Origin of the sequence: Caballeronia ptereochthonis, from assembly GCF_001545075.1 — a bacterium.
Taxonomy (GTDB): Bacteria; Pseudomonadota; Gammaproteobacteria; order Burkholderiales; family Burkholderiaceae; genus Caballeronia; species Caballeronia ptereochthonis.
Map to the genome: position 1 here is coordinate 25367 of NZ_FCOB02000029.1, position 13791 is coordinate 39157.

Here is a 13791-nt window from a genome sequence, read left to right on the forward strand (position 1 = left end):
AGGCCGCCGCAAGCAATGACAGGAATCCCTTATGTGCGTTTGCCCACATTTCGGGTCAAGCCATCGAATTTCTTTGAAAATCATTTACTTACGTCACATACAGAGATCTGTTATTGGTTGCGGCGAGCCATATGTCTGATGGCGCGCCGCAGCGAACAAAATGTGCATAAGTATGGTCTTGACATCGCCAGCGGCCGCGTGAGGCGGGCGATCCCGACGAAATCCTCAAGACACTGACAACCTGGTGCGGTGGCTCGATACCGCGCTGCAACATACATCCGTTGCCAGTTTCCGCGCAGGCTTAGCGCGCGGCATGCGCGGCGCGCATTGCCCGGCTGTGACGATGCACCTCGTCCACCAGTTCGGCGACATGCTCCGGGGGCGTGAATTGCGAGATGCCGTGGCCGAGATTGAAAACGTGGCCCGGAAAATTCCCGAAGCTTTCCAGCACGGCGCGCGCTTCGGTGCGGATCGTCGCGGGCGGGGCGAAGAGCACGCTCGGGTCGATGTTCCCTTGCAGCGCCACGCGCGACCCGACCTTCTCGCGTGCGATGCCCAGGTTCATGGTCCAGTCGAGACCGACGGCATCGACGCCCGTCGCCGCGATCTCTTCGAGCCACAGGCCACCGCCCTTCGTGAACGTGATGACCGGCACGCGCGCGCCATCGTGCTCGCGCTTCAGCCCCGCCACGACCTTCGCGATGTAATCGAGCGAGAAGCGCTGATATGCGCCGTCGGCGAGCGCACCGCCCCAGGTATCGAAGATCATCACGGCCTGCGCGCCGGCTTCGATCTGCGCGTTCAGATACGCGGTCACGGCTTGCGCGTTGACTTCGAGAATGCGCTGCATCAGATCGGGCCGGGCATAAGCCATCGACTTGACCGTGCGGTGGTCGTCCGAGCCGCCGCCCTCGACCATGTAGCACGCGAGCGTCCACGGACTGCCGGAGAAGCCGATCAACGGCACCTTCTGACGGCCTTGCACATCGGTGAGCGCGCGGCGGATCTGGCTGACGGCATCGGTGACGTAGCGCAGCGTCGCGTCGATGTCCGGCACGGCGAGACGTTTCACGTCGTCCTCCGTGCGCACGGTGCGCTCGAAGCGCGGACCCTCGCCCTGCACGAAATGCAGACCAAGCCCCATCGCATCCGGCACGGTGAGGATGTCGGAGAAGAGGATCGCGGCGTCGAGCGGAAAGCGTTCGAGCGGCTGAAGCGTCACTTCGGTCGCGTAATCGGGACTCTTCGCCAGGCCGAGAAAGCTGCCCGCGCGCGCGCGCGTCGCGTTGTACTCCGGCAGATAGCGGCCAGCCTGGCGCATCAGCCAGATCGGCGTGTAGTCGGTCGGCTGGCGCAGGAGCGCGCGCAGGAAGGTGTCGTTCAGGAAAGTGTGTGCCACGTCGCTCGATGCTGAAGGCAAAGAATCATTCATTCTACCGGACCGGCCCCGCGTTTTCGTTGACTGAGCCCGGCGATTCGGGAAGTCTCATGCAGCGCGGCCTATGCCGTTTGGCCGGCTATTCAGATACTCGGCCGCCTCGTTATGATCGACGGGCGTACACAACTAGAACCAGGAGAATCGATGAAACGCACGTCTGTCAGTCTTGCCGCATCCATTTCCGCCGTCGCGCTGGCGTTCGCATTCGTGGGCGCCGCGCAGTCTCAAACGATTCAGGCCGGCACCGTCTCCGGCGCGCCGCCAGCGCCTGCGCCGGCCGCCGCCGCGCCCGCCTCGCGGCTCGACGACATTCTCGCCCGCCGCACCCTGCGCGTCTGCACGACGGGCGACTACAAGCCGTACTCGTTCCTGCGCCCGGACGGACAGTTCGAGGGCATCGACATCGACCTCGCGGAGAGCCTCGCGAAATCGCTCGGCGCGAAGGCGGAGTACGTGAAGACATCGTGGTCGAACCTGATGAACGACTTCATCGCGAAGTGCGATATCGCCGTGGGCGGCGTCTCGACCACGCTCGAGCGGCAGAAGCGCGCGTTCTTCACGGCGCCGTACATGGAGGACGGCAAGACGCCGATCGTCCGCTGCGACGATGTGGACAAGTACCAGACGGTCGCGCAGATCGATCAGCCGACCGTGCGCACCATCGTCAATCCGGGCGGCACGAACGAACGCTTCGCGAAGCAGTTCTTCCCGCACTCGCAGCTGATCGAGTATCCGGACAACGTGACGATCTTCAAGCAGATTCTCGACGGCAAGGCCGATGTCATGGTCACCGACGCGTCGGAAACGCTGCTGCAGCAGAAGCTCAATCCCGGCCTGTGCTCGGTGCATCCGGACAAGCCGTTCCAGTTCGGCGAGAAGGCCTACCTGCTGCCGCGCGGCGACGTCGCATTCCAGGAATATGTCGATCAATGGCTGCATCTCGCCCGTTCGTCGGGCGAGTTTCAAACGGTGTACGACAAGTGGCTGAAATGAGCGCGGCGCGCCCGATGCTAACCGCGCACGAGTTCGCCCGTGCGCTCGCCGATCTTGCGCAGCCAGGCGAGCGCCGCTTCCGACTGCGAATGCAGGCGCGCGAAGCCATGCGTCATGTCGCGCGCATCGATCATTTCGCCACGGCCGCCGTTGGCTTCCAGGAAGCGCTTGAGTTCGTACGCGTCGTCGTAGAGCGGATCGTAAGCCGCCGCAACGATGAGCGCGCTCGCCGGCGTGCGCTCGAACGGTTCCGAGAGCGGGAACGCGCGCACGTCGTGGTCGCGAGGCGTTTCGCCTGAGAGGAACTGCGCCCAGTACCACTTCATTTCGTCGTTCGTGAGGCCGGGGCCGTTCGCGTTGGCGACGCAGCTGGAACTCTCGAATTGCCGCCGCATCACCGGATAGAGCAGCAGCTGCAAGCCGACGAGTCCGGCCACGCGCTCGTTCGCGCCCCGCGCCGCGACGACCGCCAGATGTGCGCCCGCGCTGTCGCCGCCGACTGCGAGGCGGTCAGTCGCGAAGCCCAGCCGCGAGCGATGCTCGGCGAGCCAGATCAGCGCGTCGAGCGCGTCGTCGCAGGGCGCGGGAAACGGATGCTCGGGTGCGAGGCGGTAGTCGACGCTCGCCACCGCGCATTGGGAGTCCTGCGCGAGCCGCTCGGCGAGGCCATCGTGCGTTTCGAGATCGCCCACTACCCAGCCACCGCCGTGGAAATAGACGATGAGCGGCAATGCCCCGCGCGCTGCTTTCGGCTTGTAGATCCGCGCGGCGAGCGTGCGGCCTTCGAGCGGAATTTCGATGTCTTCGGCCGCGACGGCGTCGCCGCGAGTTCGCGCGTAAGCCTTTGCTACTTGGCTGAAGCGACCCCGCACCGTTTGCGCGTCGGCATCCGGTGCCAGAGGCGGAAAAGCCTCGGCAATGCCTTGGTAGTAACGAAGCAGGGCTGCGTCGATGGTCATGCGTCTCTCCAAGTGCGGATTTGTGGGTGGAGAATCAGACGTGCGCGGTTTTGCGCATCGTTTTCATGCGTTCACGCGTTCTATTTTCTCGGAAGATTAGAATAATCGTACTAGTCCGAAAATCGGCATTTGCTCGTCCGCTCGGGCCGATCGAATAAACGATCCGGATAACGGACAATATATTCGCCAAAATCAGGCCATTTGCGCGCAAAAATTTACTCGAAGCCTTGCCGGACGGGGGTTACAACCTGAAACACTTTGTTACGGCGACTTGGAATCAATTCGCCCACAATCTGTTCAAACGGTTTCAACACGGATGTATTCGGGCGCGCTGTGCGAAAGCCGCGTATTTCCGATGGTCGGCCTTGGCCGAAGCTCTGATGGGGGCATCCTTGTTGGGATCGTTCTTCGAATGTCAGCCATTCGAAATCATCCCACGTTTGGTCTCCTCGCGCTAACCCCGTAGCGTGTGGTTTTTAGCGGGCTCCAGGCCCGCTTTTTTTTCGCCCGGACAAACGTTTGCGCCGTTTGAGAGATTCAGGGTGCGAACGTTTCATCCAATGACAAGAAGGGAGCGCCGTGGCGCTCCCTTCCTCGTTTGTAACTTCCGCTCGCGATAATCAGGCCGTCCTGGCCTCGGCGAGCTTCAGTTCGTCGATCATCCGCGCGCGCATCACGAACTTCTGCGCTTTGCCGGTGACGGTCATCGGCAGTTCATCGACGAAGCGGATGTAACGTGGAATCTTGTAATGCGCGATCTGCCCCTGGCAGAACTCGCGAATCTCTTCTTCGGTCGCCTGTTCGCCCGGACGCACGACGATCCACGCGCACACTTCCTCGCCGTACTTCGGGTCGGGCACGCCGAACACCTGCACGGACTGCACCTTCGGATGGCGGAACAGAAATTCCTCGATTTCACGCGGATAGACGTTCTCACCGCCGCGAATCAGCATGTCCTTCAACCGCCCGACGATGTTGCAGTAGCCTTCCGCGTCGAGCGTCGCGAGGTCGCCGGTATGCATCCAGCCATCGACGATCGCCTCGCGCGTCTTGGCGTCGTCGCCCCAGTAGCCTTTCATCACCGAGTAGCCGCGCGTGCACAGTTCGCCCGTCTCGCCGACGGGCACGATGTTCCCCAGCGGATCGACGATCTTCACCTCGAGATGCGGCTGGATGCGTCCGACGGTCGTCGTGCGCTTGTCGAGCGGATCGATGGTCGAGCTCTGGAACGACACCGGGCTCGTCTCCGTCATGCCGTACGCGATGGTGATCTCGCCCAGATGCATCTTCGAGACGACGCGCTTCATCGTTTCGATCGGACACGGAGAGCCCGCCATGATGCCGGTGCGCAGGCGGCTCAGGTCATACTTCGCAAAGTCGGGATGATCGAGTTCGGCGATGAACATCGTCGGCACGCCGTGGAGCGCCGTGCAGCGCTCCTCGTTGACGGCGGCAAGCGTCGCGCCGGGATCGAAGGCTTCGCCGGGAAATACCATCGCGCAGCCGGTCGACACGCACGCGAGCACCGCCAGCACCATGCCGAAGCAGTGATAGAGCGGCACAGGAATGCACAGCGAATCCTGCTCGGTGAGGCGCATCGCCATCGCGATATAGCGCGCGTTGTTGACGATGTTCCGATGCGTGAGCGTCGCGCCCTTCGGATTGCCGGTCGTGCCGCTCGTGAACTGGATGTTGATCGGGTCGTCCGGATTCAGCTTCGCTTCGAGCGCGTCGAGCGTTGCCGCGTCGGATTGTGCGCGGCCGGTGCGCATCAGATCGTCGAAATTGAGCATGCCGGGTGTCGTGCCCTCGCCCATGCGAATCACGGCGCGCAGCTCCGGCAGCTTGGCGGCGTTGAGCGCGTTCGGCGCGGCGTCGGCAAGTTCGGGCGCCAACGCCTGCAGCATCTCCAGATATTTCGACGTCTTGAACTGCTCGGCTGCGATGATCGCCTTGCAGCCGACCTTGTTCAGCGCGTACTCGAGCTCGGCCAGCCGATATGCCGGATTGATGTTCACGAGCACGGCGCCCATGCGTGCGGTGGCGAATTGCGTAAGCAGCCATTCGACCCGATTCGGCGACCAGATGCCCACGCGATCGCCTGCCCGAATACCGAGCGCGAGCAATCCGCTGGCGAGCACGTCGACCTCGTTGGCGAATTCGCGCCAAGTCCAGCGGACATTCTGCTCGCGAAACACGACCGCCGGCCGATCGGGAAACCGGCTGGCCGTTTCCAGAAGAAAGCGCGATACGGTTGCGTCGCTCAAGGGAATATCGGTCGCGCCGCGAACGTAGGAAACACCGTCGCGCGGTTCGATCTGCGCGCCGGCCTGCGTCGGGTCAGTTGCCATCGAAGGTCTCCGCCAATGTGAATCGCGGCCTGAATGAGGCACGCGTTGAAGGCCGATGTGAAGGCCGATGTGAAGGCCGCTGTGAAGGCCAATTGGAAGGCCATTGTGCATGGCGAAGCGCCATGCGGGCATTGAGTGTTTCCCCGCAATGCCGTTTTGAAGCGATTTGCGAAAACCCCGATGAATCAATGCATTAGGCCGCTTCGACCGAGGGCCCGCACATCCGATATGCAGAATTGCGCGCGCGATTTGCCGATTTGGCACATAAAAAAAGCAGCCCGAAGGCTGCTTTCTTCAAACTGCTGAACGCCGTTTGGCGCGTGCGCCGCTTAGTGCTTCGCGTGGACCTTGCGCAGACGCTGGATCGCAGCGAGCTGCGCCGTCGCATACGCGAGCTCGGCTTGCGCCGTTGCGTACTCGAGCTCCGAGGTGTTGTTCTGCATCGCTTCCTCGGCGCGCTTCTTCGCCTGCTCGGCCTTCGCTTCGTCGAGATCGGCGCCGCGAATGGCGGTGTCGGCGAGTACGGTCACGACGCCCGGCTGGATTTCGAGAATCCCGCCCGCGACGAACACGAACTCTTCCGAACCGTCTTCCGCCTCGATGCGCACCGCGCCCGGACGAATGCGCGTGATGAGCGGCGTGTGGCCCGGCAGAATACCGAGTTCACCGGCTTCGCCCGGCAGCGCAACGAACTTCGCCTGGCCCGAGAAGATCTGCTCTTCCGCGCTGACGACGTCTACCTTGATGGTTGCCATTTATGTCGACTCCAAGTTGAGCGTAGCTCGTGAACGCCGGCTCACCGAGCCAGCGTCCGCTTCTTTACACCCGACCTTTACTGGATCTTCTTGGCCTTTTCGAAGGCTTCGTCGATCGTGCCGACCATGTAGAACGCCTGCTCCGGCAGATGATCGCACTCACCGTCGACGATCATCTTGAAGCCGCGGATGGTTTCCTTCAGCGGCACATACTTGCCCGGCGAACCCGTGAACACTTCAGCAACGTGGAACGGCTGCGACAGGAAACGCTGGATCTTGCGAGCGCGCGCGACCGACAGCTTGTCTTCCGGCGACAGTTCGTCCATGCCCAGAATCGCGATGATGTCGCGCAGTTCCTTGTAGCGCTGCAGCGTCTGCTGAACGCGGCGGGTGATCGAGTAGTGCTCTTCGCCGATCACGTTCGGGTCGATCTGACGCGAGGTCGAATCGAGCGGGTCCACCGCCGGATAGATACCGAGCGATGCGATGTCACGCGACAACACGACGGTAGCGTCCAAGTGGCCGAAGGTCGTGGCCGGCGACGGGTCGGTCAAGTCATCCGCAGGGACGTACACAGCCTGCACCGACGTGATCGAGCCGGTCTTGGTCGACGTAATGCGCTCTTGCAGCTTGCCCATTTCCTCAGCCAGCGTCGGCTGATAGCCCACTGCCGAAGGCATACGGCCGAGCAGTGCGGACACTTCCGTACCCGCCAGCGTGAAACGGTAGATGTTGTCGACGAAGAACAGCACGTCGAGGCCTTCGTCACGGAAGTACTCGGCCATCGTCAGACCGGTCAGCGCGACGCGCAGACGGTTGCCCGGCGGCTCGTTCATCTGGCCGTACACCAGCGCGACCTTGTCGAGAACGTTCGAGTCCTTCATTTCGTGATAGAAGTCGTTCCCTTCACGGGTACGCTCACCCACACCGGCGAACACGGAGTAACCGCCGTGCTCCTTCGCGATGTTGTTGATGAGTTCCATCATGTTCACGGTCTTGCCCACGCCCGCACCGCCGAAGAGGCCGACCTTGCCGCCCTTCGCGAACGGGCAGATCAGATCGATAACCTTGATGCCCGTTTCGAGCAGTTCCGTCGAAGGCGACAGTTCGTCGAATTTCGGCGCTGCCTGGTGGATCGACCGCGTATTTTCCGATTCGATCGGACCCGCTTCGTCGATCGGACGGCCGAGCACGTCCATGATGCGGCCGAGCGTCGGCTTGCCGACCGGCACGCTGATGGGCTTGCCGGTGTTCTTGACCATCGTGCCGCGGCGCAGACCGTCGGATGCACCCAGACAGATGGTGCGGACCACGCCGTCGCCCAACTGCTGCTGGACTTCGAGCGTCAGTTCGGTGCCTTCCAGAATGAGCGCGTCGTAGATCTTCGGCATGCGATCACGCGGAAATTCCACGTCGATAACGGCGCCGATGCACTGTACGATCTTGCCTTCTACCAAAGCAGTAGTACTCATCGCATTTCCTTTAGATACTGTGTTCTTTCACGCGGCCGTCAGACCGCTGCGGCGCCGCCGACGATTTCCGACAATTCCTTCGTAATCGCGGCCTGGCGGCTCTTGTTGTAGACGAGCTGCAGTTCGTTGATCACGGTCTTCGCGTTGTCGGACGCGGCCTTCATCGCGACCATGCGCGCCGATTGCTCGGACGCCATGTTTTCCGCGACCGCCTGATAGACGAGCGCTTCGACGTAGCGTACGAGCAACTCGTCCACCACGGTTTGCGCGTCCGGCTCGTAGATGTAATCCCACGAGGTCTTCGGCGTTTCGCCGTCTTCATCCTTCGCGTGGAGATCATCCACCGACAACGGCAGCAACTGCTCGATCACCGCTTCCTGCTTCATCGTGTTGATGAAGCGCGTGTACGCCAGGTACACCGCGTTGATCTTGCCTTCCGAATACAAGTCGAGCTGCACCTTGATCGCGCCGATCAGCTTTTCCAGATGCGGCGTATCGCCCAGTTGCGTGACTTGCGACACGACCTTGGCCTTCAGCCGGTTCAGGAAGCCGAGCCCCTTGCCGCCGATCGCCGACGCCTCGATGCTGACGCCGCTCTGATCGAGTTCCTTGATCTTGTTCAGCGACGCACGCAGGATGTTCGTGTTCATGCCCCCGCACAAACCCTTGTCGGTCGTGACGAGGATCAGGCCGGCCGTCTTCGCGCCTTCGTTCTTCACCATGAACGGGTGGCGATACTCGGGGTTCGCGCGGCTCATGTGCGACGCGATTGCGCGGACCTTGTCGGCGTACGGGCGGGCGGAACGCATGCGCTCCTGGGCGCGGCGCATCTTCGATGCGGCGACCATTTCCATCGCTTTCGTGATCTTGCGCGTGTTTTGCACGCTCTTGATCTTGCCGCGAATTTCCTTCATTCCAGCCATTGCTTACTCCTTGATCGAAGCCACGCGATGCCGCGTCTTTAAGACTGGCATCGCGCGTTGCCTCTTTATCCCGATCAATAAGCGCCCGACTTCTTGAAGTCCTTCAGCGCGGCATGCAGTGCGCCTTCGTCGTCCTTCGACAAGTCTTTGTTGTCTTCGATGCGCTTAATCAGATCGCCGTGGCTGGTCTTCAGGAATTCGCGCAAGCCCTTTTCGAACGGCAGCACTTGCGAGACTTCGAGATCGTCCAGATAGCCATTGTTGGCCGCGAACAGCGCGACAGCCAGTTCCCATACTTGCAGCGGCTGATACTGCGGCTGTTTCAGCAGTTCCGTCACGCGGCGACCGCGCTCGAGCTGCTTGCGGGTGGCTTCGTCGAGGTCCGATGCGAACTGCGCGAACGCAGCCAGTTCACGATACTGCGCGAGGTCGGTACGAATACCGCCCGACAGCTTCTTGATGACCTTGGTCTGAGCCGCACCACCGACGCGCGACACCGACACACCCGCGTTGATTGCGGGGCGGATACCAGCGTTGAACAGGTCGGTTTCAAGGAAGATCTGGCCGTCGGTAATCGAGATCACGTTCGTCGGAACGAACGCGGTCACGTCGCCAGCTTGCGTTTCGATGACGGGCAGTGCCGTCAGCGAGCCGCTCTTGCCCTTCACTTCGCCCTTGGTGAACTTCTCGACGTACTCTTCCGAGACGCGCGCGGCGCGCTCGAGCAGACGCGAGTGGAGATAGAACACGTCACCAGGATACGCTTCACGGCCCGGCGGACGGCGCAGCAGCAGCGAGATCTGGCGATATGCCCAAGCTTGCTTGGTCAAATCGTCATAAACGATGAGGGCATCCTGGCCGCGGTCGCGGAAGTATTCGCCCATCGTGCAGCCGGCGTACGGTGCGAGGTATTGCATCGCAGCCGATTCCGAAGCCGAAGCCGCCACGACGATGGTGTAAGCCATCGCGCCGGTTTCTTCGAGCTTGCGCACCACGTTCATGATCGACGAAGCCTTCTGGCCGATCGCGACGTAGATACAGATGAGGTCCTTGCCCTTCTGGTTGATGATCGCGTCGACGGCCACCGCGGTCTTGCCGCACTGACGGTCGCCGATGATCAGCTCACGCTGGCCGCGGCCGATCGGCACCATCGAGTCGATCGACTTCAGACCCGTTTGCACCGGCTGCGACACCGACTTGCGCCAGATCACGCCCGGGGCGATCTTTTCGATCGCGTCGGTCGCCTTCGCGTTGATCGGACCCTTGCCGTCGATGGGGTTGCCCAGCGCATCGACCACGCGGCCGATGAGTTCCGGACCAACCGGCACTTCGAGAATGCGGCCCGTCGTCTTGACGATGTCGCCTTCCGAGATGTGCTCGTACTCACCGAGAATAACGGCGCCGACCGAGTCACGCTCGAGGTTCAGCGCGAGGCCGAAGGTGTTGCCCGGGAATTCGAGCATTTCGCCCTGCATCACGTCCGACAGGCCGTGGACACGCACGATACCGTCGGTCACGGAGATCACGGTGCCCTGGTTGCGAACGTCCGCGCTCGCTTCAAGGCCCTGGATCCGGCTCTTGATCAGCTCGCTGATCTCAGAGGGATTGAGTTGCATTATTCGCTCCTGATAGTCAATTCTGTTGCGTGCCAGCTTTCAGACACGGTTGATCGCTTAAGCGGTCAGAGCCGTCTGCATGCTGGCGAGGCGCGCGCGGACCGAGGTATCGAGCACTTCGTCGCCAACCGTCACGCGAACGCCGCCAATCAGCGACTGATCGACTGTGACGATGGGTTTCAGCTTACGCTGGAACTTGCGTTCGAGGCTTGCAACGAGGTCGTTCAACTGTTCGCCTTCGAGGGGGAACGCGCTCACGATATACGCGTCGGCCGCACCTTCACGGGCGTTCTTCAGCTCGTCGAACTGGACGGCGATTTCCGGCAGCAGCGACAGGCGATGATTCTCGACCAGCATGCCGACCAGGTTCTTCGCCTGAGCATTATCCTGTGCGAGCGGCGACTTCACTGCGGCGAGCAGGAGATCGACGATTTGCTGACGGCTCACCTTCGGGCTCGAAGCGACCGATTCCACTTCGGGCAGACGCGCAACCTGTGCCAGCTCCTCGACGAAAGTGGACCAGCCCGCGAGATCGCCGGTTTCGGCCACGCGGAACAGCGCTTCTGCGTAAGGACGAGCGATGGTTGCAAGTTCGGCCATGATCAGAGCTCGGTTTTGAGTTGATTCAGCAGGTCGGCGTGAGCCTTCTGATCGACTTCGCGCTTCAGAATTTGCTCGGCGCCCTTGACGGCCAGCGCCGCGACTTCGGCGCGCAGCGTTTCGCGCGCCTTCACGATTTGCTGGTCGGCGTCAGCCTTGGCTTGCGCGACAATGCGCGCGGCTTCGGCCTGAGCATTGGCCTTGATTTCTTCTGCGACTGCGGCGGCGCGCTTTTCGGCATCGGCGATGCGTTGCTGGCCGTCGGTGCGCGCTTGCGCGAGTTCCTGGTCGACGCGCTTGTGCGCTGCTTCGAGTTCCGCTTTGCCCTTGTCGGCGGCGGCGAGGCCGTCGGCAATCTTCTTCGAGCGCTCGTCGAGGGCGTTGATCAACGGCGGCCACACGAACTTCATCGTGAACCACGCGAGGATCAGAAACACGACCATTTGCGCAAACAGGGTTGCGTTGAGATTCACGGTGTTTCCTTAAACGTTGCTAGATCGGAGGTGAAACGGTTAAAAGGCGCTCATCGGCTCATTTGCTCGATCAGCGCCTCACCCGTTCCGTCTTGCGTCTCGTCTCAAAAGATCAGACGCACACTTCCGAGGAACCTCAGCCTGCGAGCTTCGAGAGCAGCGGGTTCGCAAACGCAAACAGCATTGCCACACCAACGCCGATCAGGAACGCCGCGTCGATCAGACCAGCCAGCAGGAACATCTTGGTCTGCAGCGGGTTCATCAGTTCCGGCTGGCGGGCGCACGCTTCAATGTACTTGCCGCCCATCAGACCGATACCGATACAGGCGCCGATTGCACCCAGGCCGATGATGATGCCGATACCGATGGCGGTCAGACCCTGGATGTTGGCGATGAAAGCTTGCATGATCACTCCTTTGATTAAAGACTTTGGAACTGGATTTATAAAAACGAAAACTTGAAACCTGAACGATTCCGGAACGACTGCAGCGCGTCAGTGTGCGTCATGCGCCTGGCCGATGTACACCAGCGTCAGCATCATGAAAATGAACGCTTGCAACAGCACGATCAGAATGTGGAAGATCGCCCAAACCGTGCCCGCGATCACATGACCGATGAAGCCGAGCAACGAAGCGTCCGCACCGAACGTCCACATGCTGCCCAGAAGGGCGATCAGGAGGAACAGCAGTTCGCCGGCGTACATGTTGCCGAAAAGCCGCATGCCGAGCGAAACCGTCTTGGCGACGAACTCGATGATGTTCAGCGCGAGGTTCGGAATCCACAGGAGCGGATGCGCGCCGAACGGAGCGGACAGCAGCTCGTGCACGAAGCCGCCTGCGCCCTTGATCTTGAAGTTGTAGTAGATCATCAGCACGAACACGCCGAGCGCGATGCCGATGGTGCCGTTGAGGTCAGCCGTCGGAACGATGCGATGGTGGGGCAGCACGTGCTCGAGACCTAGCCAGCCGATGACGCGGCCGGGCAGATCCACGGGGATGAAGTCGAGCGAGTTCATCAGGGCGACCCAGACGAACACGGTCAGCGCGAGCGGAGCGATGAAGCGGCGGCTGCCGTGGATCATCGACTTCGACTGGTCTTCGACCATTTCGACCAGCATCTCGATTGCGCACTGGAAACGGCCGGGAACGCCGGACGTCGCCTTGCGGGCCGCGAGGCCGAGAATGATGATGGTCAAGAGACCGCACACGATCGACCAGAACAACGTGTCGAGATTCCAGACGTGGATATCGAAGATCGACGTCTGCGCGTGCGTGGAAAGATTCTGCAAGTGGTGCGCAATGTACTCGGACGGATCCAGAGCGTGCGTTCCTTCGCTAGCTGCCATATCGTTAAAGCCACCCAAATTGTCAAAAATCTTTCGCCGCCTGCCGCTTCCGAGCCGTCGCTTCGCGTTACGTCTCCGGGGCGGAAGGCCCGAGCGCGGAACAGGGTCCGCACTTATTCATCTGTGATGCTACTTGCATCCGGTGCTGCCGGCACTTACCTGGGACGTCAAGAATCGTCACCGTAGCGCCATCGCTACCCAGTAAGTCTTCAAAGCGACGATGTACGTGACGAGCAGCGGCAGCCACAACGCGCTCTTGTACCAGTACGCCACCGCCACGAACATGGCGATCGTCGCTCCCATCTTGAGCGCCTCGCCGATCATCCAGCTCATGATCGTTTCCGCGCCGCTCTTCGCTTTCAGGCGCGCGGCGAACAACGCGCTCGGCACCCAGCAGATTGCTCCTCCCAGAAAGGCGGACAGCGCAGCATCACCCGGCGGCTTGTAGAACAGCCACCACAACAGCGTCGCACCCAGGGACAAAACCATTTGCGCCGCCACGACTCTGTAGGGCGTGACACGCGATGGACGACTCACTTCGGGGCCAAACAGCTTCTCTGCCTGACTCCGGGTGAGCGGAACGATATTGTTATCTTGCGCCTCGGCATCCCACGACTCGCTCGACGAACTGCGCGGCTGATTTCCGGAGGCGTTCGCTTCGCCGGTTGCGTGAGCGTTCGGCGCTCGACTTTCCTCTCGCACCGTCTTCAAACCTTCAACCAAAAGTCCGGGGAAATCACCTTGCGCTTTCGCTGCGCTTTCGAGGTGGCCTAGCTGATAAATCCGGGGGATTGTAAGCGATTGTTGTCACGGATTCAATAGTTTAGGCGTGTCAAAAGCCAAGCAGACAGGCCTTAAAAAACGGT

General features: G+C 61.4%; 13 protein-coding genes. 1 reads left to right on the plus strand and 12 read right to left on the minus strand.

The genetic code is table 11. The features are described 5' to 3' along the window. Nucleotides 1–301: 301 nt before the first annotated feature. A complete protein-coding gene (gene hemE, locus AWB83_RS26600) occupies nt 302–1399 on the minus strand; it encodes a uroporphyrinogen decarboxylase (protein WP_087048613.1) in 1098 nt (365 codons plus the stop codon). Nucleotides 1400–1582: 183 nt separating this feature from the next. On the opposite strand from hemE, the gene AWB83_RS26605 reads away from it, so the two are divergent. Next, nucleotides 1583–2431: a transporter substrate-binding domain-containing protein gene (locus tag AWB83_RS26605; RefSeq protein WP_096059394.1), complete on the plus strand. Its 849-nt coding sequence runs from the start codon at nt 1583–1585 to the stop codon at nt 2429–2431. A 17-nt stretch (nt 2432–2448) separates the two neighbouring features. On the opposite strand, the gene AWB83_RS26610 is transcribed toward AWB83_RS26605, so the two are convergent. From AWB83_RS26610 to AWB83_RS26660, 11 genes are all read right to left on the minus strand, one after another. Beyond that, nucleotides 2449–3390: an alpha/beta hydrolase gene (locus tag AWB83_RS26610; protein ID WP_087048614.1), complete on the minus strand. Its 942-nt coding sequence runs from the start codon at nt 3388–3390 to the stop codon at nt 2449–2451. Nucleotides 3391–4010: 620 nt separating this feature from the next. Beyond that, on the minus strand, nt 4011–5741 hold the full coding sequence (locus AWB83_RS26615) for an AMP-binding protein (protein WP_087048615.1): 1731 nt from the start codon (nt 5739–5741) through the stop codon (nt 4011–4013). 329 nt (nt 5742–6070) lie between these two features. Then, nucleotides 6071–6496 (minus strand): F0F1 ATP synthase subunit epsilon, encoded by a 426-nt coding sequence (locus AWB83_RS26620; protein ID WP_016346650.1) that lies wholly within the window; start codon nt 6494–6496, stop codon nt 6071–6073. A gap of 77 nt (nt 6497–6573) precedes the next feature. Continuing rightward, complete coding sequence (atpD, locus tag AWB83_RS26625; protein ID WP_087048616.1) at nt 6574–7968, minus strand: F0F1 ATP synthase subunit beta; 1395 nt, start codon at nt 7966–7968, stop codon at nt 6574–6576. Between the two features lie 38 nt (nt 7969–8006). Then, nucleotides 8007–8891, minus strand: coding sequence for a F0F1 ATP synthase subunit gamma (gene atpG, locus AWB83_RS26630; protein ID WP_087048617.1), 885 nt, complete (start codon nt 8889–8891; stop codon nt 8007–8009). 74 nt (nt 8892–8965) lie between these two features. Then, the gene (gene atpA, locus AWB83_RS26635; RefSeq protein WP_087048618.1) at nt 8966–10507 is read right to left on the minus strand and encodes a F0F1 ATP synthase subunit alpha; all 1542 of its coding nucleotides are present in this window, start codon (nt 10505–10507) and stop codon (nt 8966–8968) included. A 57-nt stretch (nt 10508–10564) separates the two neighbouring features. After that, nucleotides 10565–11107, minus strand: a complete 543-nt coding sequence (locus AWB83_RS26640; RefSeq protein ID WP_087048619.1) for a F0F1 ATP synthase subunit delta — start codon at nt 11105–11107, stop codon at nt 10565–10567. A 2-nt stretch (nt 11108–11109) separates the two neighbouring features. Continuing rightward, complete coding sequence (locus AWB83_RS26645; protein ID WP_087048620.1) at nt 11110–11580, minus strand: F0F1 ATP synthase subunit B; 471 nt, start codon at nt 11578–11580, stop codon at nt 11110–11112. A 136-nt stretch (nt 11581–11716) separates the two neighbouring features. Then, a complete protein-coding gene (gene atpE / locus AWB83_RS26650; protein WP_007180033.1) occupies nt 11717–11986 on the minus strand; it encodes a F0F1 ATP synthase subunit C in 270 nt (89 codons plus the stop codon). Between the two features lie 87 nt (nt 11987–12073). Then, nucleotides 12074–12925, minus strand: coding sequence for a F0F1 ATP synthase subunit A (gene atpB, locus AWB83_RS26655; protein ID WP_087048621.1), 852 nt, complete (start codon nt 12923–12925; stop codon nt 12074–12076). A gap of 177 nt (nt 12926–13102) precedes the next feature. Beyond that, entirely contained in the window at nt 13103–13636 is a 534-nt protein-coding gene (locus AWB83_RS26660; protein ID WP_087048622.1) for an ATP synthase subunit I, read from the minus strand. Between the last annotated feature and the right edge of the window lie 155 nt (nt 13637–13791).

What these genes read in the sequence shown, in the direction of transcription:
- AWB83_RS26610 (WP_087048614.1), bottom strand. Translation starts at nt 3,390, where the DNA reads ATGACCATCGACGCAGCCCTGCTTCGTTACTACCAAGGCATTGCCGAG.
- atpA (WP_087048618.1), bottom strand. Translation starts at nt 10,507, where the DNA reads ATGCAACTCAATCCCTCTGAGATCAGCGAGCTGATCAAGAGCCGGATC.
- AWB83_RS26640 (WP_087048619.1), bottom strand. Translation starts at nt 11,107, where the DNA reads ATGGCCGAACTTGCAACCATCGCTCGTCCTTACGCAGAAGCGCTGTTC.
- AWB83_RS26605 (WP_096059394.1), top strand. Translation starts at nt 1,583, where the DNA reads ATGAAACGCACGTCTGTCAGTCTTGCCGCATCCATTTCCGCCGTCGCG.
- atpD (WP_087048616.1), bottom strand. Translation starts at nt 7,968, where the DNA reads ATGAGTACTACTGCTTTGGTAGAAGGCAAGATCGTACAGTGCATCGGC.
- atpE (WP_007180033.1), bottom strand. Translation starts at nt 11,986, where the DNA reads ATGCAAGCTTTCATCGCCAACATCCAGGGTCTGACCGCCATCGGTATC.
- AWB83_RS26615 (WP_087048615.1), bottom strand. Translation starts at nt 5,741, where the DNA reads ATGGCAACTGACCCGACGCAGGCCGGCGCGCAGATCGAACCGCGCGAC.
- atpG (WP_087048617.1), bottom strand. Translation starts at nt 8,891, where the DNA reads ATGGCTGGAATGAAGGAAATTCGCGGCAAGATCAAGAGCGTGCAAAAC.
- AWB83_RS26620 (WP_016346650.1), bottom strand. Translation starts at nt 6,496, where the DNA reads ATGGCAACCATCAAGGTAGACGTCGTCAGCGCGGAAGAGCAGATCTTC.
- atpB (WP_087048621.1), bottom strand. Translation starts at nt 12,925, where the DNA reads ATGGCAGCTAGCGAAGGAACGCACGCTCTGGATCCGTCCGAGTACATT.